The sequence below is a fragment of the Vibrio sp. Vb2880 genome, assembly GCF_033337975.1.
GTDB classification, from domain to species: domain Bacteria; phylum Pseudomonadota; class Gammaproteobacteria; order Enterobacterales; family Vibrionaceae; genus Vibrio; species Vibrio alginolyticus.
Genome location: NZ_JAWORT010000009.1, coordinates 161,593 through 186,561 on the forward strand (window position 1 = coordinate 161,593; position 24,969 = coordinate 186,561).

Sequence of the window (24,969 nt, forward strand, 5' to 3'; positions counted from 1 at the left end):
ATCAATTTTACTGACAAATAGTAGGGATAAAAAAACCGGTTGAGACATTTTGTCTCAGCCGGCTCATTGAGTGTTTAGTCAAAATGTACCTATTCTTTGTGTGGTATATTTTGTCTCACCTCGTTAGGCTGTGATTCTTCAGCAAAAGTATCACTTTCGCCAGGAACTGTATTTATATACAGTTCATTTTCATATTGAGTAATTTGGCCACTTTTGTCGGTGTTTGACTCTGCGTCTTCAACTACCTCAGATGCGATATCGTTAACGTTAAGCTCAGACCCTTGCGCAGTTTCAGCGTCTGGTTCGTCTTCCACTTTGTCTTTAACCCAATCACGCAGCGTCTCAGCGACGTCTTGAGAAAGTGACTTTAAGTTACTGTAATCATCATCGTAATCGTCTAGGCCGTCACGCACGTTAAATTCTTCGGACAAGAACATTTTGCGCAGCGCAGCTTTCTTGACGCTTTCTGAGGCTTCAGAAACCAGCAGTTGCGCCACAGACATTTCTTCGGTTTTTTCAGTCTCTACACTCGCGGTAATGTCTGGAGCCTGACTATCCTCATTGACGTTCAAAGCATCTGAGCTTTCGTCAGCGTTTGAAAGCGCTGTGACACTATCTTCGGATTGCGCCGTCTCTGCTATCGGCGTGATCTCTTCATCATGTTGGGAAGATTCTTCTAACTTACGTTTCGACCAACGGCTTAAAAAACTAGTTGCCATTTGCTCTGCCCGCTCCTTTGCGTTTCTTACGTCTTACTTCTAACAACTCACCGTGGCGACCGATAAAGGCTTCCATCCAAGCCTGAACGGCTAACGGCATATCGTTAGATAGTACAAGGTTATCACCATCCATATATTGCGCCGCAACAGATTGTGAAGCCGTCAGTAACTGTATCGCTGGTTTTTCACCAGACTCGACGTTATCCATCACTAAAAAGAGTTTAGGTTGCAGAGAGCTTAAGTTAAAGCGGTAGTCTGTACGTTCATCTTTATGTAATTGCAACGGACAAACATCTGGAGTCTCTTCCGTCGGATTCAGCGCAAATCCTGTCAACTGCCATTGGGTTGTCACCCAAATCCCTGTACTGATCTCATGCTCAACAAGCTCTACGCCGATTGGCCATGTATCCTCAGTCTTTTCGTAATTTTTTTCGAAATCTTTCTTATCCGACATAACTCACCCAGTCTTTCTATTTTTGGTCTGAAAACACACAGGACATTTTGCCCCCGTTTTCGACCATTTTTATTGTCTTCGAAGCAATAAACGCGCCAAGCTGATATAACTTAGTCTATATACACCCTCAGGCTATAAGTACCAAACTAGACGAAACTCAAATGTATTGATGTGTCATTACTGCGAACTCGCAGTTTTAATGCATTGTTGACATAAAACCTCGCAATTTCTGTGGGAACCGCTATTTTGGAATGAGATTTGCTAGCCACTTAACAAGCTAAAATGCGTAGCAACCTAACGCTCTTAATCACTAGGACACGACTGTGCTGAAACCAAATATTATTAAAACCAGTGAAAATCCCCTGCAAACCATTGAAGTCGATGTGTACGACGAGTACGGCGAAAAGCTCACGAAGCAAATCGCTTGCGAGCGTCCTCTTACGGTCATGCTGAACTGGAAAGAAGTGGTCACGCTCATGACGCTAGGTTCGCGTCCAGAAGCACTAGTACTGGGTTATTTAAAAAACCAAAGCTTCCTGTCCGATCCAGCCGCGATTGAATCCGTTATTATTGACTGGGAAACGCATTCCGCAGCGGTGATTACTAAAGAAAACACTGAACACTTAGAAGGCGCCCTGAAAAAGAAAACCGTCACCTCAGGTTGTGGCCAAGGCACTATGTATGGCAACGTGATGAAGCAGCTTGAAAATTATCAAGTGCCTCAAGTTTCTCTTAAGCAGTCAGAAATTTATTCTGCGCTGGAAGCGTTAACTCATTACAACGACACCTACAAAAAAGCGGGCGCAGTACACGGCTGTGCGGTTTGCAAAGGTAATGAAGTGTTGTCATTTGTGGAAGATGTCGGCCGTCACAACGCAGTGGATACACTTGCAGGTGAGATGTGGCTCAAAGAAGAAACAGGTGAAGATAAAATTTTCTACACAACTGGTCGCCTTACATCAGAGATGGTGATTAAAGTGGCTCAAATGGGCATTCCTGTTCTGCTTTCTCGCTCTGGCGTTACTCAAATGGGGTTAGATCTAGCGAAGCAATTTGGTATTACGACCATTGCGCGTGCGAAAGGTTTGCGCTTCCAAGTCTTTACAGGAGCCGACAAGGTTGAATTTGATGTAAAAGGCAACCAATAACACCTTTTCAGTGTAAACTAAAACCAATAATGCGGATTCACAGAGGATGTGGACTATGAATAATGACCAATTGTGGAATTTTCTGCTTACGCCCAGCGGTATCATGCTTTCTATGATTATTACCTTTGGCGTGGTCGGGCTCTATGCGTATATAACCGGTCAGTTTAAGGATTAAGGCCAAATATCAAAAAAGCCTCGCTAAATAGCGAGGCTTTTGCTTTTTAAACGCTTTGCGAGTAATTACGCGTCAACGCCACGAGATTTTAGGAACTCAGAGTAAGTGCCTTTAAAGTCTGTGATTTTACCATCGCGGATTTCGATAATACGCGTTGCTAACGAGTCTACGAATACACGGTCGTGAGAGACGAAGAACAACGTGCCTTTGTATTGCTCAAGCGCCGTGTTCAAAGATTCAATTGATTCCATGTCCATGTGGTTGGTTGGTTCGTCCATTAGCAGCATGTTTGGCTTGTGCATCATTAACTTACCAAGCAGCATACGACCTTGCTCACCACCAGACAGTACTTTTACTGACTTCTTAATGTCATCTTGACCAAACAGCATACGACCAAGGAAACCACGAACGACTTGCTCGTCATCACCTTCTTGACGCCATTGACCCATCCAATCCGTTAGATTCATATCTTCTGCAAAGTCATGCGCGTGGTCTTGCGCGTAGTAACCGATGTTTGCATTTTCAGACCATTTGAACTCACCAGCACGCGGTTCAAGTACACCAGCAAGCGTGTTTAGAAGTGTTGTTTTACCCACACCATTTTCACCGATGATCGCAACGCGCTCTCCCACTTCAAAAATTGCATTGAAGTCTGAGAACAAGTCCTCTTCAAAACCTTGGCTCAGGTTTTCTACAATCAGAGCGTTACGGAACAGCTCTTTCGACTGTTCGAAACGAATGAATGGGTTTTGACGGCTAGACGCTTTAACTTCATCCAGTTTGATCTTGTCGATTTGCTTAGCACGAGATGTCGCTTGTTTTGCTTTCGATGCGTTTGCAGAGAAACGAGCAACGAACGTTTGTAGCTCAGCGATTTGTGCTTTCTTCTTCGCGTTGTCGTTTAGTAGACGTTCGCGAGCTTGAGAAGCCGCCGTCATGTACTCATCGTAGTTACCTGGGTAAACACGTAGCTCACCGTAATCCAAATCAGCCATGTGCGTACATACTGAGTTTAGGAAGTGACGGTCGTGCGAGATGATGATCATTGTGCAGTTACGTGCGTTTAGCGTGTCTTCCAACCAACGGATAGTGTCCATATCCAAGTTGTTGGTTGGTTCGTCAAGAAGCATCACATCTGGGTCTGCGAATAGAACCTGAGCTAGAAGCACACGAAGTTTCCAACCCGGTGCAACTTCACTCATTAGACCGAAGTGTTGTTCCATTGGAATACCTACAGCAAGAAGAAGCTCACCCGCTTTCGCTTCTGCCATGTAACCGTCCATTTCCGCGAACTGAACTTCTAGGTCAGCCACTTTCATGCCGTCTTCTTCGCTCATTTCAGCAAGTGAGTAGATGCGGTCACGCTCTTTCTTCACTTCCCATAGCTCTTTATGACCCATGATAACGGTATCGATTACCGTAAATTCTTCGTAAGCGAACTGGTCCTGGTTCAGTTTTGCAACGCGCTCGTTTGGATCGTAGCTTACGTTACCGCTGGTTTGCTCAAGCTCGCCGCTGAGGATCTTCATAAAGGTTGATTTACCACAACCGTTAGCTCCAATTAAGCCGTAGCGATTGCCTTCGCCGAACTTAACTGAAATGTTTTCGAATAGCGGCTTAGCGCCGAATTGTTGAGTAATATTCGCTGTGGAGATCAAAACCTTTACCTTAGCAATTGGGGTGTATTTAGAAAAACCGGGCAACGGTACTTGTTCATGCTACATACTGCAAGTGTTGTTTTTATTAATTCACTCCAAGTGAAATCATTGTAAGGTTTCTAAGAAGCAAAAGCGTAAACATAAATGCTTCATCAAATACAAAAAAGAGCCACTATCGTCAGTGGCTCTTTTTCCATTAATACTTCAAAAAAGTGACTAAGCGATGTTCGTCACCTCTAGGATCAGTTCGGCTTTTTTAGGTAAATAAATACTGAATTTACTGCCTTTTCCCCATTCAGACTCTGCTTTTAACTCACCACCCGTTTGGCTGAGAATACTTTGGGAGACCGATAGCCCTAACCCTGTGCCTTCTCGTTTCGTTGTGTAAAATGGCGAGAAGATTCGACTCAAGTTTTCTGGTTTAATACCGCAGCCCTCATCGATAACATGAATCGCGGCTCCTTTCACTTCGCCCTCTTCAATCCAGTCTTCACTGACTACTGTTAAAGTTCCTTTACCGCTCATTGCGTGAATGGCGTTCATTTGCAAATTAACTAAGATTTGTAGCAAGTGGTGACGGTTTATCTCAACGGACGTATGCGCTTGTAGGTCAGTCACAAACTCAACGTCGCGTTTCTTGGTGCCAGTTTTAACCAAGGTGATGCTTTCATCAATAATAGGATTGACATGTTGCCAAGTGATTTCATCTTGAACACCGCCTTGGCGACTGTATTGCAATAAACTGCGTGTGATATTGCGGATACGATCAATTTGCGCGTGAATCGCATCAATTTCTTCTTGTACTCGACTTGCATCGTCACCCAATTCAAAATGGATCAATTCTACGTTGCCAAGAATCACGGCGGTTGGGTTATTAATTTCGTGAGCAATCCCCGCGGTGAGTTCTCCCAGCGCTGCCAGTTTTTCATGAACAACGAGTTTGTCGCGGGTTTGGTTGAGCAATTGAATATGCAGTTCAAGATCTTGGGTTTTTTCTCTCAGGCTTGCCGTACGCTCTTGAACTTTGCATTCAAGTTGAGCTGCGGAGTTTTTCAGTTCAATTTTGCGCTCTTCTAGCGCGTCTAACATATCATCAAACTGTCTGGCTAACTGCGCAAGTTCATGATCGGCATCTAATCCTAACGGGCCAATCCGTTTTTCTTTACCTTGTTGGACCTGCTTCACCACTTTATGAATGCGTTCGATCGGTCGAAACAGATCATAAGAACCGCGATATACCATCACGCCGGAAACCAGCAATAACATAACCGTAATCAAGCTGATTTCGGCAATGTTCGTCATGTAGGCTTTAACGAATGGCCACATGAGGTAACCGGTATAAAGCATACCAATAACATTGTCGTATTGGTCTTTGATTGGTTGATACGCCGTAATATACCAAGCGTCATACACATAAGCGCGATCAACCCACTGTTCACCCTTAGAAAGTACTTGGTTATACACTTCTGCGCTCACGCGAGTGCCTATAGCGCGCCCTAGTCTATGATCGCTGTCTAGAGGAACGTTGGTACTCACACGCAAATCATCGAGAAATACCGTCAACGTACCCACAGGGCGAAGGCGGTCATTATCACTTAAGTAAATGAGATCGCGGATTTGATCCACCAGCACTGTGCTGTTGTTAAGGAGCAAACCACCATCAAGAAAGCCGATCAAATCGTTCGCTTGGCTGTATACCGGAATCACGGTTCGACTGACTAACCCACGCACTTCCCTGTCACCATCAGCAAGAATAGGCACTTCTGCTCGTTTGGCGAGTTCAGGATCGAGGCGTTCGAGTTCTTCTTTATTGAGTACATCAAAAAACGATTCGCGCTTGGTGAGATCCATAAAGCGGAATTTGTTTTCCATGGAATTAACGCGTTGGAAAGAGAGAAAATCTAAAGCATATCTTTTCTTCTGCTCTGTGACCCACTTTTGCAGGTCACCTTGTGGCATTCCTTTATTAATGCGAATACGGAAATCGTACGAATCGGCAAACGCCCGCACGTAATTGGCTTGCTTTTGCTGTAACAACGTTACACTGTTATTTGCAACACCAAGACGTTCCGAGACATCAAGCAGCGCATTTTGCCACGTGTAATGAATAGACCAATAAATGGTAATGCCGATCAGAGCTAACAATGTGAGGAAAATCGGCGCAGAGGTTAAGAATAACAAGCGATAACGCACCATGGTTTTAAAACGGTGCGTCCATTTTGACAATCCTTTGTGCTGTGGGCCGTTAGTCGGCATATTCCTCACCCTCAGAATCCCATTCTTTGTACTTACGTTCTAAGGTCTTGCGAGCTACGCCCAAGTCACGAGCAGCAGCAGACTTATTACCTTCATGCAAGTTAACGACTTGTTTAATATGTGCTTTCTCGACTTCTTTTAACGTCCAGCTGTTTGGATAGCCTTCGCCAGTAAATTCTTTGCCTTCTCTAAAGGTTGGTAACTCAGAAGAGTGAGAAACAGTAATCGATACATTAGGCAGTGAATGCCCGCCATTCAGCTCTCGCCAATAGTGTGCAGGTGGTTTGCCAAGCAAGATACAACGCTCAATCAAGTTTTTGAGCTCACGAATGTTTCCCGGCCAATCGTACTCACTCATGGCTTCCATATCCTCGTGAGCCCATTTGGGCGCAGGCATACCGAGCTCGCGCGTCAGCATGTTGCTGAAAAATGGCACCAACTCAAATAAGTCGGTTTTGCGCTCTCGCAGCGGACACACTTCAATTTTCAGAACGTTTAAACGGTAATAGAGGTCACTGCGGAAATTACCTTGATTGACCTCTTCTTGCAGATTACGGTTGGTGGCGGCAACAATACGGACATCAATACTGATCTCTCTTTCTGAACCGACAGGGCGAATCGTGCGCTGCTCTAACACACGCAATAATGATGCCTGCATTGCAAGTGGCATCTCCCCGATTTCGTCAAGAAATAAGGTGCCACCGTTCGCAACACGGAACAAACCTTCACGCGATTTTTTTGCACCGGTAAACGCGCCCGATGTATGACCAAACAACTCACTTTCTAAAAGCTCTGGTGCAATCGCACCGCAGTTGATTGGCACAAACGGGCCCGTTCGCCCACTCGCCTGGTGGATACCTCGTGCAACTAGCTCTTTACCTGTACCCGACTCACCTTCCACCAAAACAGAAGCGCGTGATGGTGCAAATTGGTTAATAAGTTGCTTAAGCAGACGCGTTTTTTCTGAGCCGCCGATGATCTCTGAGGTATTGTGACGCTGGTAATCGCGTGTCATGGCGTACTGCATGCGTTCGTTCAAACGGCGATCCATACAGCGACTGACCGCTTTTAACATCTGCTCAAGGTTGAATGGTTTGAGGATAAAGTCGGAAGCACCGAGCTGTAGCGCTCGAATGGCAATTTCTAAATCCGCATAACCCGTCATAAAAATCACATCGGCACGTTTGTCATCATCTTCAAACGCTTCTTCCCACTCAATTCCAGAACGCCCTGGCAGATTAATATCCAGTAAGATCAGATCATAATGTCGAGAATTACGCAGTTGTTCTGCTTCTTCGATGCTACCAGCTGTATCGACATGTGAAAAAAGCTTACCCAATGCCTTTTTCAAGATGGCTTGCATGCCTAATTCATCATCGACGACCAGTACGGAAAAGGCGCTATATTGTTGGTTTGTACTAAGATGGGATTGAGTAGACATATTTACCCCAGATGGATTTCGATGGGACAGAGTGTACCAAGTTTAAACAGAGATACCCTACAAAAAGTGCGACATTTTGTACCAACGCAAACTTTTATGCAAATAACCCCATGATTTAGTGCATAAACCAAGCACTTTAAGCTTGTAAAAGGTTGGCATCTTGTTTGCTATAAGGTGGATACGGAGCGCATTTAAGTGATCTCAGGATGTTGATGTTTGCTTATTCCAACACCCTAAGACAACTTGCGTATTACGCTAATCGCTCTCGTCCAAAAAGGCTTCTCCCTAAAACCTGGAGAGATTCCAAAGAATCATTGGAAAGGAACACATAAAAATGAAAAAAATTGCGCTAACTCTGGCTGCAACGTCTATCACGCTTGTAAGTTACTCTGCGTTTTCTGCTCAAGACGGAGAACATGTTCGCCTTGCAACCACAACCAGTACTTACCATTCAGGTTTACTTGATTACCTGCTTCCACAATTTGAAAAAGACACGGGCTACAAAGTCGATGTTATTGCTGCAGGTACGGGTAAAGCCTTAAAAATGGGCGAAAACGGTGACGTAGATTTGGTGATGACACATGCACCAAAAGCTGAAGGCGCATTTGTTGAGAAAGGCTACGGCGTTTTACCTCGCAAGCTAATGTACAACGACTTTGTGATTGTAGGCCCGAAAGCTGACCCAGCAACAATCAAAAATGACGAAGGCGTGTTAGATGTATTCAAAGAGATCGCAAACAAAAACGCAACGTTCATCTCTCGCGGCGATGATTCTGGTACGCACAAAAAAGAAATGGGCTTCTGGGCTCAAACTAAAATCGAACCGAACTTTGGTGGCTACCGTAGCGTAGGTCAAGGTATGGGCCCAACTCTAAACATGGCGTCTGAAATGCAAGGCTACACCATGACGGATCGCGGCACATGGCTGGCTTACCAAAACAAATTGGATCTAGAAATTCTGTTCCAAGGCGATGAAAAACTGTTTAACCCGTACCAAGTTATTCTTGTTAACCCTGAGCGTTACCCAACGATTAACTACCAAGGTGCGAAGGCATTCAGTGATTGGTTGGTAAACCCTCGCGGACAGGAACTTATCAATGGTTTCCGCCTAAACGGTAAACAACTGTTTGTTGCGAATGCTGAGAGCAAATAACGCAATATGAATCTTGCTGATACAACACTGGAAGCGCTTCGCTTACTGGTGAATTTTGATGCAGACCTATGGGAGATCGTTGCGGTCTCCTTTAGTGTTTCTATCACGGCAATATCCCTAGTGGTATTGCCGGCTATTTTGATGTCCTTTGTACTGGCGTATACCGACTTTCGCGGTAAATGGTTTTTGTTGTCGATCGTAAATACGCTGCAAGCGGTCCCTACCGTGGTGATTGGCCTGTTGCTGTACATGTTGCTGTCGCGTGCTGGCCCTTGGGGAGACTGGCAAATGCTGTTCACTCAGAAGGCAATGATCTTCGGCCAAATGGTGATCTGCTTCCCTGTTTTGGTATCGATGATGCATGGTGCATTACAATCTAGCGACCGTCGTGCAGTGGAAACTGCCATCACGCTGGGCGCCTCTATTCCGCGCTTGGCAGCTACGATGATTTGGGAAACCCGCTTTCCTCTACTTGCGGCTATCATTGCAGGGTTTTCACGTATCGTGACCGAGGTGGGCTGCTCAATGATGGTTGGTGGGAACATTATGGGCGTGACGCGAAATATTCCCACGGCTATCGCAATGGAAAGCAGTAAAGGTGCTTTTGCGCAAGGAGTTGCATTAGGAATTGTATTACTATCTTTAGCGTTGGCTCTAAACTTCTTCTTATCAAGCATGAGAGGCAAAGGCTACCTCAGAACATAGAACATGAAGCAAACAAACGACTCACCATTAACCCCATGTCGAGGCGAATTATGACTATAAAAATCACCGCCGAACAGTTATCCATGCGCTTTAAAGAGCGTGTGCTTTTCCACATCCCTGAGTTAGCCATCGGCCCAAATGATGCCATTTATCTCAAGGGTGACAATGGTGTGGGCAAAACTACCCTACTCAAAATCCTTGCTGGCTTGCTCAAACCCTCTACTGGTGATGTTGTTGCGCCAAAAGATACGTGGCTGAAAAGACTGACGCGTCGCAATGGTCGTGTCGATGTGATTTATCTCCATCAATCCCCTTACCTTTTTGACGGCACTGTATATGAAAACGTAGTCTATGGAGTGAAATATCAACAAGACACGCAAAAAGATAAGCGAGCTCAAGTTATTCACGCGCTGCGCATGGTAGGTTTAGAAACCTTAGCGGACGAACATATTTCCGTGTTGTCCGGCGGTGAAAAACAGCGCGTTGCCATGGCAAGGGCTTGGATCTTAAAACCGTCGATTTTATTGATGGATGAGCCAAGTGCGTCTTTAGACCAAGAATCCATTGAACGATTGGTGGTGATGGCAAAAGATCTTTTGGATCGTGGTTCCAGTATCGTGGTGACAAGCCATCAGGCCAACGCACTGACCGACTTATGTAAAAAACAGTGGTGGATTAAAGACAAGACTTTGATAGAGTCTCCTCTGTTGTATGTCATACCAAAAGAAACATCCCAAGAGAATGCATATGCTTCAACCAACACAAACTAGTTGGGTCATTTTGGCTGGTGGCCAAGCCAGCCGTATGGGTGGAAAAGATAAAGGTCTGATTGAGTTAAATCAGAAGCCACTCATCGAACACGTTATTGAACGTTTATCTCCACAAACTCCACGCATTTTAATTAATGCCAACCGAAACCAAGATGCGTACAGCAAATTTGGTTTCGTATTTAGTGATCAATTCAAAGATTTCCCTGGGCCTATGGGCGGTATTCACGCGGGTTTGATGCATGCTGAAACTGACTGGGTCGGATTTGTACCTTGCGATAGTCCACAAATTAACACCGACCTTGTCGAGCGTTTCTGCCAGTTCGTCAAAGAAGACAGCGATATTTTGGTCGCGCATGATGGTGACCATCAGCAACCTGTTTTTACGCTCTACCACAAGCGCGTACTGCCAAAACTCACCGCGTTTTTAGAACGTGGCGACCGCAAAATCATTCTGCTCTACAAAGAGTGCAACACCAGTTACGTTGACTTTAGCGACTCACCAAACTGTTTCGTCAACTTGAACACTCCGGAAGAACTGGCGCAATTTGGACAATTAGAATCATGAAACACACGCTAAACATTCCTATTCTTGGTTTTGCAGCTTATTCAGGCACAGGTAAAACCACGCTACTTGAAGCCCTATTGCCAAAGCTGACCGAAGCAGGTTTACGCATTGGCATGCTAAAACATGCGCACCACAACTTCGATGTCGATAAGCCGGGTAAAGACAGCTACCGTTTACGCAAAGCTGGCGCATCTCAAATGCTGATTGCTTCTCGCAACCGTTTTGCGTTAATGACAGAAACGCCAGAAGCCGAAGCGGAGTTTGAATACCTATTAACACGTTTTGATGAAGACATGCTTGATGTGGTTTTGGTCGAAGGCTGCAAAAACATCGCGTTTCCTAAAATTGAATTGCACCGTGAAGAAGTCGGCAAGCCTTGGCTTTATCCAAACGATGAAAACATCATCGCAATCGCTTCAGACGGCGGCGAGTTGGACTCTGAACTGCCACAAATGAACATCAATGATCTTGAAGCGATTGCTCAGTTCGTTATTCAGTATGTTCAAGAAGCGAAAGCGCCAAAAAACAAAGAGAAAGAAGCTGCATGTTGCGACACACTTTCTCCGGCTTTCCTTTCTGTGGTTCAAGGCCAAGAAAAAATCCTTTCTTTGGTGAACACGGTTGCTCAAATCGAAGCATGCAAGATTGAAGATGCATACGGTCGTGTGCTTGCAGATCACGTGGTGTCACCAGTGAACGTACCGCAATACACCAACTCAGCGATGGACGGTTACGCGATTCGCGGTGATGACGTCGAGCGTGAAAGCTACCAAGTGGTTGCTGAAGTAATGGCGGGTCACGCTTACGATCAACCTCTGGAAGTTGGTCAAGCGGTTAAAATCATGACGGGCGCCCCAACACCTATCAATGGTGATACCGTTGTTGTGCGTGAACAAGCTTCCCAAGATGGCGATACAGTCACGTTAAATGGCGCGAACATCAAAGCAGGCCAAAACGTTCGTCAAGCAGGTGAAGATCTCGCTATCGGCAGTGATGTCTTTACCGCAGGCACTCGCCTCGCCTCTCCAGAAATGGGCATGATCGCTTCGCTTGGCTTTGGTGAAGCGAATGTATTCCGAAAATTGAAAGTTGCCGTGTTCTCCACCGGTGACGAAGTACAAGCGCCGGGAACAGAGCAAAAAGCGAATTCTATCTACGATTCCAACCGTTTTACCATCATGGGCATGCTTGAAAAGCTCGGCTGCGAAATCTTGGACTTCGGTATTCTGGAAGACAACGAACAGTTAATGATTGAAGCATTGGAAAACGCATCGGCGCAAGCGGACGTGGTTATGACTTCTGGTGGCGTATCCGTTGGTGATGCGGATTACATCAAACTTGCCTTGGATAAACTTGGTCAAATCGATTTTTGGCGAATCAACATGCGTCCGGGACGTCCATTAGCGTTTGGTCAAATCAACAACAAGCCGTTCTTTGGTCTGCCGGGCAACCCTGTGGCAGTGATGGTTTCATTCATCAACTTTGTTGAGCCTGCACTGCGTAAGATGCAAGGCGAACAAGGCTGGAAGCCTCTGAAAGTGAATGCCATCGCGACTGAAAACCTTCGCTCTCGCCAAGGTCGTACCGAGTTTAGCCGTGGCGTCTATGAACTGGATGCAACTGGCCGTTTAACCGTTCGTATAACAGGCAAGCAAGGCTCTGGTATTTTGCGCTCAATGAGTGAGGCAAACTGTTTGATCGAAATCTCCCCAGCTATTGATACAGTAAAAGCGGGAGAAAGCGTGACAATTATCCCACTTCAAGGCAGAATCTAGCTCAAACTAGAAATTCAAAGGTCAGCGAGTCTGGCCTTTTTGTTTAATACAGAAACCTTTTTAGAGAGACAGCTATGGCTCGCACCATTCTTTACACTTACAAAGACCAAGACAAAGAACTGACGTTCTCATACCAGCAACACCGCAACATTCAAGAAGCAGTTGCAGAGGCAGAAGGTATCGATATCACTGAGTTCCTAAAGATGGAGCAACAAATCGAAGCAGTGTCTGACACTAAAGCGGTGCGAAACTACCGCGACAACTACTTCAGAAAATTAGGCTTTAGCAAAATCACCCTAGCTCAAAAAGAAAACCTAGGCGTAGGTAAAAAGAACAAATAAGCTTAGCTGCAAACAGAAAACTCACGATTCGTCGTGAGTTTTTTATGCATGCTACTTTTGTTCATGATCCATACCCGAGCATACCGAAATTACTTAGGTATATGAGTTACTTGGGTATACAAGTTACTTCGGTATATAAGTAAAAGCCCCGTTTAACCTTGAAAGTCTAAACGGGGCTTTAAATTTCTTCTTACTTTATATCGAGTAAGGTTTCAGTCACTACTTGATGTTTAGGAACGCAGCGCCACGTACACCACCTGAATCACCGTGTTTTGCTTTGATGATCTTAGGACACTTAGCCACAGACAATAAGTGTTTAGGGATGCGTTTTGGCATCTCTTCGTAAATCAATTCGAAGTTAGATAAGCCGCCACCAAGTACAACGGTGTGTGGGTCTGTTGCAGTAAACAGGTTTGCAAAGCAGATTGCTAGCAGATCCATAAAGCGCTCGACGTGCTCTACTGCTTTCTCTTCACCCTCTGCGTGCGCTTTAATAATGTCGATCGCTTTCTTCTCTTCGCCGTAGTAATGCGCGTAAAGAAGCTCGAAGCCACGACCCGATAGGTAACTATCTAAACAGCCTTTGTTGCCACAGCCACAGCCAAGTAATGGTGCGTTTTCGCCCAGGTGGAACCATGCGTCGATAGGAAGACGTGTGTGACCCACCTCACCCGCTACGTGGTTGCGGCCAGAGAATACTTTACCTTCGTAGATAAAGCCGCCACCAAAACCAGTACCAAGGATCAAACCTAGTACAGATGGTTCATCTTGAAGATCTTCGTCCCAGGCTTCAGAAAGCGCGAAACAGTTTGCATCGTTTTCAATTTTTACGCTGCGACCGATTTTAGCTTCCAGATCAGCACGAAGTGGTTTGCCTTTTGCCGCAGGAACGTTAACTGTTAGTACCGTTGCATCATCGGCGTCTTCCATACCTGGTAGGCCAAGACCAATCGTACCTTCGCAGCCAAACTCTGTATCGTATTTGTTCACCAATTCCGCAATGGTATCAACCAGCAGCTCGTAGTTGTCTGTTGGTGTAGGTACACGTTCCGTCGCTACACGCTCAAGCTTCTCGTTAAATGCACCAAATTCAATTTTAGTGCCACCGACATCAAAGCCGTAATACATGTATTTCTCTCCTAAAAAATGCTTCAAACGACTCTCAAAAATGGCTAGAGTCAAAAGTATAAACTGATGGCATTATCCATATCTGTACGCCTGCAAACCGTGACCGAATGCAGATTTATCCCCTCACCGAAGCCAGTTGAACAACATACCATCAACAAAAGCTCATTCCTTAGAGTCAGCTCTCGGTTTTCATCCACTCTTTGAAACGTTTCAAGTGTGGCTGGTTAGGGTCGTTTTTGACTCGAGTCTTGCTCAGCATGTAAGTTTCTCTGAAGGCTTCAAACCACAATTGAAGGCATTCCGCAGCTTTAGGCTCACCAGCTTGTTTTAAAACTAATGTCGCGACTTCGGCGGTTGAAAGATGCTGCTCATTCTCGGAGCGGCGCATGATGTATTCAGACAGAGATTCCGGCTCAATGGAAAGCACAGGCAAAGATTTAAGAAAATCAGAACGACGGAATATCTTTCGTGCCTCACGCCAGCTACCATCAATAAAGATCAGCAACCATTTTTTGTTCTCGACATCTTCTTTTACCAATCGCCCTGGCTCTAGATCTTCAATTAAACGAGAGGGATCATCCACATAGTCTGCAGGAAATACAATCACCGGTTGGTATTTGTCATCCTGTAGTAGCGCTAGCATCTCTTCAGACGGTTCTGTTCGGTTCCATTGATACACGTAAGTCTCTTGAATCGTATCAGCGATTAGACGACCGGTATTACTTGGCTTAAACACTTCGTTTTCAGAAACAATCAACATACATGCAATATTGGCCTTGATGTTTGGCTGAAGGTCGCACAAACAGTGTTGCTCAGAAACCTGGCAATATTGGCAACGAGCCACTTTACATCCACGCGCGTTGAAAGGCTTGGTTGAGATAGATTGTCGGTACTGATATAAACGGTGGAAAGCGTGAATTCTCATGGTAAGTAATGCCAAGTAAAAAGTAGAGCACGATTCTACTGATATTATGGTTTCGCCTCAAGATAAGCCCATCAGCAGTGTGTTGAAATAATTTCACTCTTATCTCGGTCATAGATAAAGAAATAAATAAGGGAATGACAGTGACAGAAACGACATTTCAAGAACCCTCATGGCTCAGATTAGGCTTTTTCCTTGGCGTATTATTGCTTTGTGCCATTTGGGAAAACAAATTTCCTAGAAAAACACTGACCGCTTCGCGCAGGTTTCGCTGGGTCAATAACTTGTCATTGGTCGCTTTTAACAGCCTAGTTATTGCTTTAATCATGCCTATCGCCGCCTTTCAAGCTGCGGTCATAGCTCAGGAGCAACAGTGGGGGCTGCTCAATATTCTGTCCCTCCCCGCTTGGTTAAATATTTTTCTAACCGTCATTTTGCTTGATTTCGTCATTTACGCTCAGCATGTTGTCTTTCATCATGTAAAGCCGCTGTGGAAGATTCACCGAATGCATCACGCCGATCTCGACATAGACGTCACTACAGGCGCACGCTTTCATCCCTTCGAAATAATCATTTCAATGGGAGTAAAAATTGCAGCCGTGTTTATCTTAGGTGTTTCACCTATCGGAATTGTGGTATTTGAAATTGTGCTTAATGCGAGCGCGATGTTTAATCACAGTAATGCAAAACTGGCTTTATCCATAGACCAAAAACTGCGAAACGTCATCGTTACACCAGACATGCATCGCGTGCACCATTCAGTGATAGTAAAAGAGACCCACTCAAACTTTGGTTTTTTCCTTTCAGTTTGGGACCGCTTTTTTGGGACATACCGAGCTCAGCCTAAGTTGGGTCATGATGATGTTGTTATTGGTGTGCCGGAAATTAGAGACGAAGAAGAGCAAAGATTAGATAAGCTTTTAACGCAGCCCTTTCGCTACAATAAAGAGAAGAAGTAATGGTTGAAAAAATATTGTTGGATGAAGTATGTCAACAAAACGAATAGACCAAGCCTAAACCCCTGTTAAACACTACTTCATCCTCATGATGTGTAAGAACAGATTAGTTTTCTGCTAGCTGACGCTTTTTGTTTAACTGAGTAATACCAACAAATAAACCAACAACACCAAGCACTGCACATGCCAAAGCATTGGTGTTCATTACTTGCTGTGCCTCTATTGAGCTGTATAGAAAAGCAAGGCTGAAGAAAGTGGTGGCAAAGCTCAAACCTGTCAGTACGCTGAAACCAGCAAAACTGGCCAAGTCTTTAAAATCGTTCATAACGAGTCCCTGTTTACAATCCTTAATCGAGTGTTGTGAAAATAATAATTAACGAAATATTTGGCGCGATTGACTATGTTTTCGCGCATTCCATAACCAGATAGATACCCCAAATGAGAACCCTAAAAACAGTGTCTTCATTTGTAGGGCGACGTTGTTATCTAATATTTCTAATGTATAGTTAGCGTGGGAACTAAAGATAACATTGGTTATAAGAATCAATAACATAACGACTAGGCCAGAGCGGCGATGCTTGACCAATAGATACGCTGCTAATAAGTCTAACAGCCCCAACGAGCTCCAATACATATTCAACCAGCGTGGCGCAAAATCGTAAGGTAAAAAGCCACCAACAATGTTGTCATAAAGATGAACCACTCCGCCAACTGTCATAAAAAGGCATAAGAGAAACACGACGAATTTATCCATTACCGTTTCCTTATCTGAATGAATGAGCAAAGCATATAGAAGTCACTTAAACATTTGTAATCCCATCGCCATTTTTGAGATCGACAGTGCCATTATCAACACGATGAGAACAGTAACGGCTGCTCTACCTTCTTTATTTAGCATAGTGTTTGCTTTGTCATTGTCCCAAATCCGCCAATGCAACGACAGAACCCTCCTTTAAATCACGCCTTGGTTTATCAACTCTCGTACCTTTTCCAGCCCGCGCTGAAACACAGTATGTGTATTCGCGGGAAGGCCGCTCTCGACATCGTGCCAGAAGAACGCGAAATCATGTCCACCATCGTCTTGCGTATGAAACAGCCATGAATTAGCGAGGTCAGCACACTCACACAAAACAAAATGCCATACTTGATTTTGAAAGCCACTGTCCCATGAGCATAAATATCGTGCGGAACGAACATGTGTGATACCAGACTCCTCAGCGAGCTCCCGCTTGGCCGCTATGATGTAACTTTCATCAAACACTTCAACAGTGCCCTTGACGAGCTGAACACCCGCCAACGGATGTTTAAAAAGTAGGATCTCTTGATTTTGATTACGTAGAACGACGGGGCAAACTTTATCGATCACAAAACCACTCCTTATGGTTCAAGCAAAAGGCTTTAGCTTTCTCTGGATATAAAGAAATCGAGTGAAGTTGCTCTACACGCACCCACTTCAAATGGTACTGATTAACATCTGATTTTCTGATTTGCTCTGGCCCACTCCCTAGTTTCACTTTTAAGTTCCCTACATAAGAAAGAAAATAGGTTTCTAAGCGACCTTGATTTTCGAGTTCCAAAACTTTCTTAACCGAACCAAGTTCTATTGAGGTTTCTTCCCGCGCTTCTCTTTTAGCAGCTTCAACAGGTTCCTCACCTGCTTCAACACTGCCGCCAGGGAAAACCCAATACTGTCTGTCGTTTCGAACGCGATGGATAAGCAAAAGTTCTTGGTGATGATTAACTAGTATGAGGCTGGCTCTTTGTGATAACTGCATGATTCATTCCTTTGAATTCTGGCGACATTCTAGTCAACGAGTCCCTCGAACAAAGCATTAACATCACGTTGTGATAACTAAACCCTTTAGAAATGAACGAGATGAGATGTAACTCACTTTTGCAATGCAAATAGGAGCCATTAAATGAGTAGCCGTAACAAAAAAGCAGAACCGAGGTTCTGCTTTTAGTCGGTGGAAACATCTCATTTACTTGGTCTGATGAAGCTCATACTTGTGCAGCATTGCTTGCTGGTGCCCAGCAATTTCCGCCACTTGCTCAGAACTCTCAACCATAGACTCAAGCTGCAGCTTTGTGCGTTCGCCAAGATCAGAAATATGTGTGATGGATTGAGATACATCTGCCGTCGCTCGTTCTTGTTCTTCTGTAGCAACTGAGATTTGCTCAACACGTTCTTGAATGTGCTTAACCGCGAGGTTGATATCAGAGAATGTCGATTTCACTTCATTGCTGGACTGTAGCGCGTGGGTCATTTCTTCTCTTGAATCATTAACTGCTTGGCGCGAGCGCTCTGCGGCAGTAATAAGCTCGCTCATCATTTCTCGGATGTTCGTAGTTTGTTGAGAGGTATCACTTGCAAGTTTGCGAACTTCATCAGCGACAACCGCAAATCCACGCCCTTGCTCACCAGCACGGGCAGCCTCTATTGCCGCGTTGAGAGCAAGTAAGTTGGTGTTGTCCGCGATCCCACTGATCATATCCACCATTTCACGAATCTGTTTAACACTCTGGTCTAGCTCTAACATTGACTGTTCATTTACATCCAAAGAGCTTTCTAATGACTCCAAACGTTCGCGGTTTTGTTCCACGACTTGAACCCCTTTTTCAGTGTGTTGGGTTGCAAGGAGCGAGTCCTGTGAAGATGCATTTGTCACCATTGCTATTTCACGAATAGAGGCTTCAAGCTGCGTTATGGTCGTGATCATACTCGACAACGCTTCATTTTGTGTTGCCAACCCATCACTTGTTTGTTCGGCTGCACTGTGACTTACTTCTGCCGTCTGATAAAGCGTTTCACAATTGCGCGTCACCGTTTGAATGGAGTCGTGTGTGGAATCGATTACTTGATTCAACTTTCGTGCTACTTCTTTCAGCTCATAGGGGCCAACTTCTTCTGCCTTGTCACGAAAATCATGTTCGGTAAGTGCTGAAAGACGCGTTAGTACATTCCTTAACCCTCGGTTTGTCCATGACTTGAGACTAAACCAAGTAACCAGAATAATAAAAGAAATCACACACGCCGCAAACACGAGCACAACGCTCACCGATTCAATGGTCTCGTTGACCACCCGCTCCTTTTCATCGATCAACTGACCAGCGGTTTGGGAGATTTGATCAAGTAACCGCATGGTTTCATCCGCAAGCATCGAAGCCTGTTTAAACTCTGAACGTTGCAATTCCCCTTGTTCTAGTTTGGCGAGGATCAAACGCAGCACGCCCTTTTCACTAAAGCCTTGTTTCACCATCTCATATGGTGCGGTTAAGCTTGCATATTCACTTACTTCAGGATGGAAAGATTGGAAGTCTTCATAGGCGAGTTTAATACCTGCTATGCGATTTCGCATTTCTCGGTATTCTTTTTCGGCTTTGTTTAATTCTGAGTGCATCATCATGACTAAGAACGTACTTTCCATTGAGCTTGCAGAAGCAATGAAACGGTTAGCGGCATCGCTCGACTCAGGATTATCAGCACTAAGGAACGAACTGATTCGATTCATTTCCGGGCCGATAGAGCTAAGCCCATAACGAAAACCACCAACAGCGGCATCAATATCCATTTGAATTTGTATCACCGAAGATTGCTTCAACAAAATGGACTGCGTGATGTTATGTAAACGCGCTAGTTTGGTGTCTAACTCCTCCGAGAGTTGCTGAGCTACACCAGACGCTTTCACAACCAAAGTTGTGCTTTGAGTTGCAAGAGAGTCGATTTGCTCTTTTATGAGAGGCAACTCTTTCGGCTCAGTAATCTGCATACCATGGTTGAGTAGCTTAACCATCTCCAATACATTCCTGGTTAACTTTGCGTTTGCCATCGCGATGGGTAATGCTTTTTGCGACAAGTCTTCAAATTGTTCCCCTACCTGTTCCATTCCTTTGAAACTTGAGACAGAAAGGGCTATAACAAGAGCAATGATAGTTAAAAATGTTGCACTGACAGCCTGAATCAGTGAAAGTGATGTGCGTGAGCGTTTTCGCTTTGCCATAATCAATTTTTATTCTTTCTTAAGGTTGAATCGGTTCTGCAGTGATTCCGTCACATTTGTGAGACAAAACCGTGATTTGCAGCCCATACTATGGATTGGTTATGACACTAATATTTCAGTTGTGGGTCATAGAGATGACAGGTGGTGATTTGCGTCGAGTATATTTTCCTTTGATAATCAGTGTGCTACTAAGCGCCTGCTCTTCTGGGCCTGAGCCTAGTGAGCAAGCACAAGTGACAACACCTACAAATCAGCTATTGTCGGACAACCCTGACTTGTTCGACTTTTACACAGAGTGGCACGGCACGCCTTATCGCTTAGGCGGGACACAGAAATCTGGAATTGATTGCTCAGCATTTGTACAAAAAGCGTTTATTGAGGCTTATCAGCTCTCGTTACCAAGGACAACGAAGCAGCAATCAAAGCAAGGTGTGGAGTTAAGTTGGACGGATGCCAAGCAAGGGGATCTAGTGTTTTTTAAAACAAGACGTACAACTTATCATGTCGGAATTTACTTGGGTAACAAGCAGTTCATGCATGCATCGACGTCTAGAGGTGTGATTATTTCAAGAATCGACAACCCATACTGGGCATCTAAGTTTTGGCAAATAAGAAGAGTTACAATGTAACTCCTCTCACTCTTTAACCGGACATTGCTGTAAGTTAAAACAATATCAGTCGTAAGTCGCAACAGCATTATCGAACAGATTTTTGACCAGAGCGATGTATTCATCAAGGAACGTGATCTGTTCATTGGTCGCTTTTTTATGCCATACCCCAGCCAATATCTCACCAAGATCTTCAACAACTGCATCAGCCTCTTTCAACAATTTGAAGCGTACGCTCGAGTGAAGTTCTGGATTTTGCTCAAAAATCGCCATGATGTTTGAAGCCACCATATCGGTGACAACATCTTCGATGCTTTCGGATCCAGTGTCGCCAATTTCGGTCGTAAAAATATCTAGATTTAGAGACAAGTGCTCGATAAGAGCGAGATATCCATCGGTTTCTAAAACCACTGTTTTTCTCCGTTTATTGCAAGCCTTCGAAGCTGAAAGCAGAATAGTTTCAATAGTAAGACATGCCGAGAAAATTTCATTAACTTATTTCATATTAACAAACATTCACGAACCAACTGGATGATTTTCAAACAATTGAGCTTTGCTTCACTGAATTCGGATACAGGGTTTCTTCAAACCTTTTTATATTTCAGTCATTTTCATGCAAACAGGTTTGGTTACGACCATTTTCTTTTGCACGATACAGCGCAGCATCGGCACTCTTTAACCATTGAGTGTGAGTTTCAAAATAAGGCTTATACTCGCAAACACCAATACTTATCGTGTAATTAATCAAAAAATCTTCCACTTTCACGATCTCTTGCTCAATTCTTTTGCGCAAACGCTCTGCGAAATAGCAAGCTTGCTCCTGGTTTGTGTGAGGAAGTAGTACCGTAAACTCTTCACCACCAAAACGACCGCAGATGTCACTGCTTCTTGCTGTTTTTCTCAACAAGGCAGAGGTTCGACGAATGACTTCGTCCCCTGTCGGGTGACCATAAGTATCATTCACCTTCTTAAAGTGGTCGATATCGAATATTACTAATGAGCATGGTCCGTCGATAACTTTTAAGTGAGCAAACTCATCTTTCAATGATTGCTCCCAATAAGCGCGATTAAATAAACCTGTTAAACCATCTTTGCGACTGATTTCCGACAAATGTTGATTTGTTTCTTTCAAATGAATGCGATTTCTCGCAGTTTCAGAAACATCATTGACTTGAATCGCTATGTGGCTGACCTCTCCTGAAAGCCCAATTAACGGCGTGATCACGATATCTTGATACATAAAATCACTGCTGTTTGAAACCGGAGAAAAATTGTTGAACTTAAAAAGGTACGGTCGGTTTTCCCAGCTAGAAAAAGAACGAGTTTCCAGATCGGCGGCAGCTTTTATCTTGGTTTCTAGCCAAGTTCTTGGCAGCTCTTCAAAATGCTCAAATAAACATTCACCAAGAATTTCTTGTGATAGAACGCCACTGTATGACTGCATAAAACTGTTCCACACACACACTTTATACTCTTGATCCAAAACAATAAGCCCTGAATCCATCGTATCGAGAATTTGTGTGACCCAATGAAAGTCTGCTATGTCCAGCGTGATATCGGACATTAGATTAGCTCCATGATTTCATAGATTATTTCTACGGATGGCTTATCAATTAAAAACAGTACCTCGCACTCGAAATCGAGCGCTTCTGCCATGTAGGTGTATTCGATAGTAAAGAGCTCGCCCAACTCGCCTTGCTCTTCACAATAAGGTGTTAAGGTATCCACAATGCCTGGCTGACGAAGTGAGAATTGCTTGTCGAGTTGATCGCCTAACGACGTGAGAAATGACGAAACCAGTAGGTTAGAGATATTCAAGATGATTTCATTATGAGGCGTAAACTCAAGGAGGTAACCTAATTTTTCCCCAATCTGATTGATATCCCTACCACGTAAGCACACCAGTGCCTCTCCGTGAATACCACCACCGACAAACCTCTGCGCTACCGCAACGGAACTGTCACGCCCAACCACATCAACCAGTGTCATATGAAGCTCGCCGTAGGACAAAGGTCCAACATGAGGAACAGGAAGTTGGATGAACTCATGTAAATGGTCGGCCATAATCGCAGCCCCTTTACCAAGGGCAATGTTCGCAATTTCACGGAATTTGGCTAGTAAGGAAAGCTCTTCGCAACCCTGGTTTTTAGAATCAACCGAATGACTAGGTTTGAACGCATAATGCAGCCCTAATTGTTCGTATAGTGGGAGCACCTGCTCTTCTGTCAGAGGCTTAGCGATAAAAGCTTGAGCACCAAGATCGAGACAGCGCTGTTTTGCCTCTTGTTGAACATCTCCAGAAATAATGACGATTTTGGTCGGGTACTGACTAACAGGTAATGATTCGAGGACCTCAAAACCATCCATTATGGGCATCGTTAAATCGAGAAACAAAATATCGATATTTTGCTCAGCAAGAATATTAAGCGCCTCATAACCATCTTGCGCTTCAATAAGATGCAATGATGTATCTTGTACGATAGAACGCGCAATAAGCTTTCTTGCAACAGCTGAGTCATCACATATCAGTATTTTCATGCCACCAATGGAACTAACGTCAAAAAAATCATAATACCTGTTGTAAACGTTCATCTCCATATGCTAAGCCAACAAATCAGAGGCTTATAAGCGATTTGATTCACATTTATACAAATTGACTACACTAAGAGGAAGGTTTCTTTACTAAGTATGCTCAACATAGCGCCAACTCCCTGCTATTTATCCTAAACTATTGGTGGTCAAATAGATTCGCGAGGTTTTGTATGTGGCAAGCAATATCGCAACAGCTTTCTGATACTTTATTGTTCGATTACCAGATCACGGAAAAAGTAAGGCTGTCTGGTGGGGATATCAGTGAAAGCTACATGATCAATGATGGCGAGCAACGTTATTTTGTGAAAATTAACGATCGCGAGTTTTTGTCTAAATTTGAGGTAGAAGCTGAAAGCCTGCATCTTTTGCGTGAAACATCCACCCTATTTGTACCTGAGGTGGTATTGGTTGGTAAAACCAAAAATGCCTCATTCCTAATTCTTAACTACCTTCCAACGAAACCATTAGAAGATGGTCCCAACAGCTTTAAATTTGGGCAGCAATTAGCTCACCTACACCAGTGGGGCGAGCAAAAAGAGTTTGGTTTTGATACCGACAACTATCTCGGTTCGACTCTACAGCCCAATAAATGGCACAAGAAATGGTGTGTATTCTTTGCTGAGCAACGCATAGGTTGGCAATTACAGCTCCTTAAAGAAAAAGGCGTCACCTTGGTTGATATCGATGACTTTATCGATGTCGTAAAACAGCGGCTAGCAAACCATGCTCCGGAACCTTCTTTGTTGCATGGCGATTTATGGAATGGAAATGCGGCACTCACTGCATTCGGTCCTATCTGTTACGATCCTGCGTGCTATTGGGGGGACAGGGAGTGTGATATTGCGATGACAGAGCTTTTTGGTGGATTTCAACAAGAATTTTATCAAGGCTACGAATCGGTTATGCCACTTTCTTCAAGCTATGAGGAACGTAAAGATATCTATAACCTTTACCATGTTCTCAACCATTGTAATTTGTTTGGCGGCCATTACTTGGAACAGGCTCAACTGGTTATTAATAAAATCATTTCTTATTAATTTGGAAGCCACTGCATATTTCAAGATGTAAAATCTCGAGGCACATCACTACAGAAAATCACCCTAAGCTCAAGGTTGAGTTTGGGGTCAAGTTTTGTACTTATTTCGACTCAATTAGCAACAACTCTGCCTAATATCAAAGGAGACTTAACTTTGGATTGTGCCTATTTTCCTTGTAGGCAAAGTAAGTAAAGGGCTGTACTTCCTTGATGAATAGTGTGTTTAAAAGCCCTGCGAGATTAGGAGTTGTTGTATGAAAAATTATACCGAAAGGTATGTAAAGTGCCCGCATTGCGGACATTCTATCGGCATTACATTGGATGCAAGCAATGGTGACCAAGAATTTTATGATGATTGCCCAGCTTGTTGCCACGCTATCCACCTAAATATGCGAGTGGATGAGTTACAAGATAAGGTCGAACTATTTATCGATGACAATTACGAATAGCAGCTCGAGCATGTGAACATCAGAAATGTAAAAACGCTTAAGTAAATTACCACCTTCTAAAGAAGGTGGCTTTGTGTGAGCCCCCTAAAAGGGGGCCTTTGTTTAGTCCAGCGCCAA

26 protein-coding genes are annotated in these 24,969 nt (G+C 44.1%); 11 read left to right on the forward strand and 15 right to left on the reverse strand.

The window, feature by feature from the left end:
* Window positions 1–89: 89 nt before the first annotated feature.
* Window positions 90–719 (reverse strand): DUF3306 domain-containing protein, encoded by a 630-nt coding sequence (locus R7M92_RS12405; RefSeq protein WP_258483768.1) that lies wholly within the window; start codon window positions 717–719, stop codon window positions 90–92.
* The gene (locus R7M92_RS12410) at window positions 709–1,173 is read right to left on the reverse strand and encodes a DUF3305 domain-containing protein (RefSeq protein ID WP_017634910.1); all 465 of its coding nucleotides are present in this window, start codon (window positions 1,171–1,173) and stop codon (window positions 709–711) included. Before R7M92_RS12410 ends, R7M92_RS12405 begins: the two co-directional genes overlap by 11 nt.
* 323 nt (window positions 1,174–1,496) lie before the next feature.
* On the opposite strand from R7M92_RS12410, the gene R7M92_RS12415 reads away from it, so the two are divergent.
* The gene (locus R7M92_RS12415; RefSeq protein WP_005377552.1) at window positions 1,497–2,321 is read left to right on the forward strand and encodes a formate dehydrogenase accessory sulfurtransferase FdhD; all 825 of its coding nucleotides are present in this window, start codon (window positions 1,497–1,499) and stop codon (window positions 2,319–2,321) included.
* A gap of 240 nt (window positions 2,322–2,561) precedes the next feature.
* On the opposite strand, the gene R7M92_RS12420 is transcribed toward R7M92_RS12415, so the two are convergent.
* The 3 genes from R7M92_RS12420 to R7M92_RS12430 form a co-directional block, all read right to left on the reverse strand.
* A complete protein-coding gene (locus tag R7M92_RS12420; protein ID WP_025766654.1) occupies window positions 2,562–4,154 on the reverse strand; it encodes an ABC-F family ATPase in 1,593 nt (530 codons plus the stop codon).
* Between the two features lie 216 nt (window positions 4,155–4,370).
* On the reverse strand, window positions 4,371–6,410 hold the full coding sequence (locus R7M92_RS12425) for a cache domain-containing protein (protein WP_137281988.1): 2,040 nt from the start codon (window positions 6,408–6,410) through the stop codon (window positions 4,371–4,373).
* On the reverse strand, window positions 6,400–7,851 hold the full coding sequence (locus R7M92_RS12430) for a sigma-54-dependent transcriptional regulator (protein ID WP_136977097.1): 1,452 nt from the start codon (window positions 7,849–7,851) through the stop codon (window positions 6,400–6,402). The genes R7M92_RS12425 and R7M92_RS12430 overlap by 11 nt, the downstream gene beginning before the upstream one ends.
* Before the next feature lie 334 nt (window positions 7,852–8,185).
* Between R7M92_RS12430 and R7M92_RS12435 the strand changes: the two genes are divergently transcribed.
* The 6 genes from R7M92_RS12435 (at window position 8,186) to R7M92_RS12460 (ending at window position 13,160) form a co-directional block, all read left to right on the forward strand.
* Complete coding sequence (locus R7M92_RS12435) at window positions 8,186–9,004, forward strand: substrate-binding domain-containing protein (RefSeq protein WP_005389522.1); 819 nt, start codon at window positions 8,186–8,188, stop codon at window positions 9,002–9,004.
* Window positions 9,005–9,010: 6 nt separating this feature from the next.
* Window positions 9,011–9,709 carry an ABC transporter permease gene (locus tag R7M92_RS12440; RefSeq protein ID WP_170890629.1) on the forward strand — a complete coding sequence of 233 codons (699 nt, stop codon included), beginning with the start codon at window positions 9,011–9,013 and terminating at the stop codon, window positions 9,707–9,709.
* A gap of 50 nt (window positions 9,710–9,759) precedes the next feature.
* On the forward strand, window positions 9,760–10,479 hold the full coding sequence (locus R7M92_RS12445) for an energy-coupling factor ABC transporter ATP-binding protein (protein WP_025766658.1): 720 nt from the start codon (window positions 9,760–9,762) through the stop codon (window positions 10,477–10,479).
* Entirely contained in the window at window positions 10,457–11,044 is a 588-nt protein-coding gene (mobA, locus tag R7M92_RS12450) for a molybdenum cofactor guanylyltransferase MobA (protein WP_005377572.1), read from the forward strand. The genes R7M92_RS12445 and mobA overlap by 23 nt, the downstream gene beginning before the upstream one ends.
* Window positions 11,041–12,819 (forward strand): bifunctional molybdopterin-guanine dinucleotide biosynthesis adaptor protein MobB/molybdopterin molybdotransferase MoeA, encoded by a 1,779-nt coding sequence (locus R7M92_RS12455; protein ID WP_213870155.1) that lies wholly within the window; start codon window positions 11,041–11,043, stop codon window positions 12,817–12,819. Before mobA ends, R7M92_RS12455 begins: the two co-directional genes overlap by 4 nt.
* A 74-nt stretch (window positions 12,820–12,893) precedes the next feature.
* The gene (locus R7M92_RS12460; RefSeq protein ID WP_005377584.1) at window positions 12,894–13,160 is read left to right on the forward strand and encodes a DUF2960 domain-containing protein; all 267 of its coding nucleotides are present in this window, start codon (window positions 12,894–12,896) and stop codon (window positions 13,158–13,160) included.
* A gap of 219 nt (window positions 13,161–13,379) precedes the next feature.
* Here R7M92_RS12460 and nagK read toward each other — a convergent pair whose 3' ends face one another.
* Both nagK and R7M92_RS12470 read right to left on the reverse strand, forming a co-directional pair.
* A complete protein-coding gene (nagK, locus tag R7M92_RS12465) occupies window positions 13,380–14,288 on the reverse strand; it encodes an N-acetylglucosamine kinase (protein WP_213870156.1) in 909 nt (302 codons plus the stop codon).
* A gap of 175 nt (window positions 14,289–14,463) precedes the next feature.
* Window positions 14,464–15,213: a tRNA-uridine aminocarboxypropyltransferase gene (locus R7M92_RS12470; RefSeq protein WP_213870157.1), complete on the reverse strand. Its 750-nt coding sequence runs from the start codon at window positions 15,211–15,213 to the stop codon at window positions 14,464–14,466.
* A 140-nt stretch (window positions 15,214–15,353) separates the two neighbouring features.
* Between R7M92_RS12470 and R7M92_RS12475 the strand changes: the two genes are divergently transcribed.
* A complete protein-coding gene (locus R7M92_RS12475) occupies window positions 15,354–16,169 on the forward strand; it encodes a sterol desaturase family protein (protein WP_225491399.1) in 816 nt (271 codons plus the stop codon).
* Window positions 16,170–16,272: 103 nt separating this feature from the next.
* Here the strand turns inward: R7M92_RS12475 and R7M92_RS12480 are convergent, their stop codons facing one another.
* The 5 genes from R7M92_RS12480 to R7M92_RS12500 form a co-directional block, all read right to left on the reverse strand.
* Entirely contained in the window at window positions 16,273–16,491 is a 219-nt protein-coding gene (locus tag R7M92_RS12480) for a hypothetical protein (protein WP_005389537.1), read from the reverse strand.
* Window positions 16,492–16,539: 48 nt separating this feature from the next.
* The gene (locus R7M92_RS12485) at window positions 16,540–16,920 is read right to left on the reverse strand and encodes a hypothetical protein (RefSeq protein WP_318133496.1); all 381 of its coding nucleotides are present in this window, start codon (window positions 16,918–16,920) and stop codon (window positions 16,540–16,542) included.
* Window positions 16,921–17,118: 198 nt separating this feature from the next.
* Window positions 17,119–17,532, reverse strand: coding sequence for an NUDIX hydrolase (locus tag R7M92_RS12490; protein WP_206959219.1), 414 nt, complete (start codon window positions 17,530–17,532; stop codon window positions 17,119–17,121).
* The gene (locus R7M92_RS12495; protein WP_054574143.1) at window positions 17,522–17,941 is read right to left on the reverse strand and encodes an NUDIX domain-containing protein; all 420 of its coding nucleotides are present in this window, start codon (window positions 17,939–17,941) and stop codon (window positions 17,522–17,524) included. Before R7M92_RS12495 ends, R7M92_RS12490 begins: the two co-directional genes overlap by 11 nt.
* A gap of 207 nt (window positions 17,942–18,148) precedes the next feature.
* Window positions 18,149–20,167 (reverse strand): methyl-accepting chemotaxis protein, encoded by a 2,019-nt coding sequence (locus R7M92_RS12500; protein WP_172563272.1) that lies wholly within the window; start codon window positions 20,165–20,167, stop codon window positions 18,149–18,151.
* A gap of 134 nt (window positions 20,168–20,301) precedes the next feature.
* On the opposite strand from R7M92_RS12500, the gene R7M92_RS12505 reads away from it, so the two are divergent.
* Window positions 20,302–20,796, forward strand: coding sequence for an NlpC/P60 family protein (locus tag R7M92_RS12505; protein WP_025998640.1), 495 nt, complete (start codon window positions 20,302–20,304; stop codon window positions 20,794–20,796).
* Window positions 20,797–20,841: 45 nt separating this feature from the next.
* Here R7M92_RS12505 and R7M92_RS12510 read toward each other — a convergent pair whose 3' ends face one another.
* The 3 genes from R7M92_RS12510 to R7M92_RS12520 all read right to left on the reverse strand — a co-directional run bounded on the left by R7M92_RS12510 (window position 20,842) and on the right by R7M92_RS12520 (window position 23,313).
* Window positions 20,842–21,186, reverse strand: coding sequence for a DUF3802 family protein (locus R7M92_RS12510; protein ID WP_005377620.1), 345 nt, complete (start codon window positions 21,184–21,186; stop codon window positions 20,842–20,844).
* Window positions 21,187–21,376: 190 nt separating this feature from the next.
* Window positions 21,377–22,339 (reverse strand): GGDEF domain-containing protein, encoded by a 963-nt coding sequence (locus tag R7M92_RS12515; protein WP_025766666.1) that lies wholly within the window; start codon window positions 22,337–22,339, stop codon window positions 21,377–21,379.
* A complete protein-coding gene (locus tag R7M92_RS12520; protein ID WP_021033872.1) occupies window positions 22,339–23,313 on the reverse strand; it encodes a response regulator in 975 nt (324 codons plus the stop codon). Before R7M92_RS12520 ends, R7M92_RS12515 begins: the two co-directional genes overlap by 1 nt.
* A gap of 224 nt (window positions 23,314–23,537) precedes the next feature.
* Between R7M92_RS12520 and R7M92_RS12525 the strand changes: the two genes are divergently transcribed.
* Both R7M92_RS12525 and R7M92_RS12530 read left to right on the forward strand, forming a co-directional pair.
* Window positions 23,538–24,404 (forward strand): fructosamine kinase family protein, encoded by an 867-nt coding sequence (locus R7M92_RS12525; protein ID WP_318133498.1) that lies wholly within the window; start codon window positions 23,538–23,540, stop codon window positions 24,402–24,404.
* A 253-nt stretch (window positions 24,405–24,657) separates the two neighbouring features.
* Entirely contained in the window at window positions 24,658–24,852 is a 195-nt protein-coding gene (locus tag R7M92_RS12530) for a CPXCG motif-containing cysteine-rich protein (RefSeq protein ID WP_017634925.1), read from the forward strand.
* Window positions 24,853–24,969: the final 117 nt, after the last annotated feature.

Bases quoted from the DNA above. Each gene is read 5' to 3' on its own strand.
- R7M92_RS12520 (WP_021033872.1), bottom strand. From the start codon at position 23,313: ATGAAAATACTGATATGTGATGACTCAGCTGTTGCAAGAAAGCTTATT.
- R7M92_RS12435 (WP_005389522.1), top strand. From the start codon at position 8,186: ATGAAAAAAATTGCGCTAACTCTGGCTGCAACGTCTATCACGCTTGTA.
- R7M92_RS12440 (WP_170890629.1), top strand. From the start codon at position 9,011: ATGAATCTTGCTGATACAACACTGGAAGCGCTTCGCTTACTGGTGAAT.
- mobA (WP_005377572.1), top strand. From the start codon at position 10,457: ATGCTTCAACCAACACAAACTAGTTGGGTCATTTTGGCTGGTGGCCAA.
- R7M92_RS12455 (WP_213870155.1), top strand. From the start codon at position 11,041: ATGAAACACACGCTAAACATTCCTATTCTTGGTTTTGCAGCTTATTCA.
- R7M92_RS12505 (WP_025998640.1), top strand. From the start codon at position 20,302: ATGACAGGTGGTGATTTGCGTCGAGTATATTTTCCTTTGATAATCAGT.
- R7M92_RS12425 (WP_137281988.1), bottom strand. From the start codon at position 6,410: ATGCCGACTAACGGCCCACAGCACAAAGGATTGTCAAAATGGACGCAC.
- R7M92_RS12495 (WP_054574143.1), bottom strand. From the start codon at position 17,941: ATGCAGTTATCACAAAGAGCCAGCCTCATACTAGTTAATCATCACCAA.
- R7M92_RS12445 (WP_025766658.1), top strand. From the start codon at position 9,760: ATGACTATAAAAATCACCGCCGAACAGTTATCCATGCGCTTTAAAGAG.
- R7M92_RS12525 (WP_318133498.1), top strand. From the start codon at position 23,538: ATGTGGCAAGCAATATCGCAACAGCTTTCTGATACTTTATTGTTCGAT.
- nagK (WP_213870156.1), bottom strand. From the start codon at position 14,288: ATGTATTACGGCTTTGATGTCGGTGGCACTAAAATTGAATTTGGTGCA.
- R7M92_RS12500 (WP_172563272.1), bottom strand. From the start codon at position 20,167: ATGGCAAAGCGAAAACGCTCACGCACATCACTTTCACTGATTCAGGCT.
- R7M92_RS12460 (WP_005377584.1), top strand. From the start codon at position 12,894: ATGGCTCGCACCATTCTTTACACTTACAAAGACCAAGACAAAGAACTG.
- R7M92_RS12430 (WP_136977097.1), bottom strand. From the start codon at position 7,851: ATGTCTACTCAATCCCATCTTAGTACAAACCAACAATATAGCGCCTTT.
- R7M92_RS12405 (WP_258483768.1), bottom strand. From the start codon at position 719: ATGGCAACTAGTTTTTTAAGCCGTTGGTCGAAACGTAAGTTAGAAGAA.
- R7M92_RS12410 (WP_017634910.1), bottom strand. From the start codon at position 1,173: ATGTCGGATAAGAAAGATTTCGAAAAAAATTACGAAAAGACTGAGGAT.
- R7M92_RS12530 (WP_017634925.1), top strand. From the start codon at position 24,658: ATGAAAAATTATACCGAAAGGTATGTAAAGTGCCCGCATTGCGGACAT.
- R7M92_RS12515 (WP_025766666.1), bottom strand. From the start codon at position 22,339: ATGTCCGATATCACGCTGGACATAGCAGACTTTCATTGGGTCACACAA.
- R7M92_RS12470 (WP_213870157.1), bottom strand. From the start codon at position 15,213: ATGAGAATTCACGCTTTCCACCGTTTATATCAGTACCGACAATCTATC.
- R7M92_RS12480 (WP_005389537.1), bottom strand. From the start codon at position 16,491: ATGAACGATTTTAAAGACTTGGCCAGTTTTGCTGGTTTCAGCGTACTG.
- R7M92_RS12485 (WP_318133496.1), bottom strand. From the start codon at position 16,920: ATGGATAAATTCGTCGTGTTTCTCTTATGCCTTTTTATGACAGTTGGC.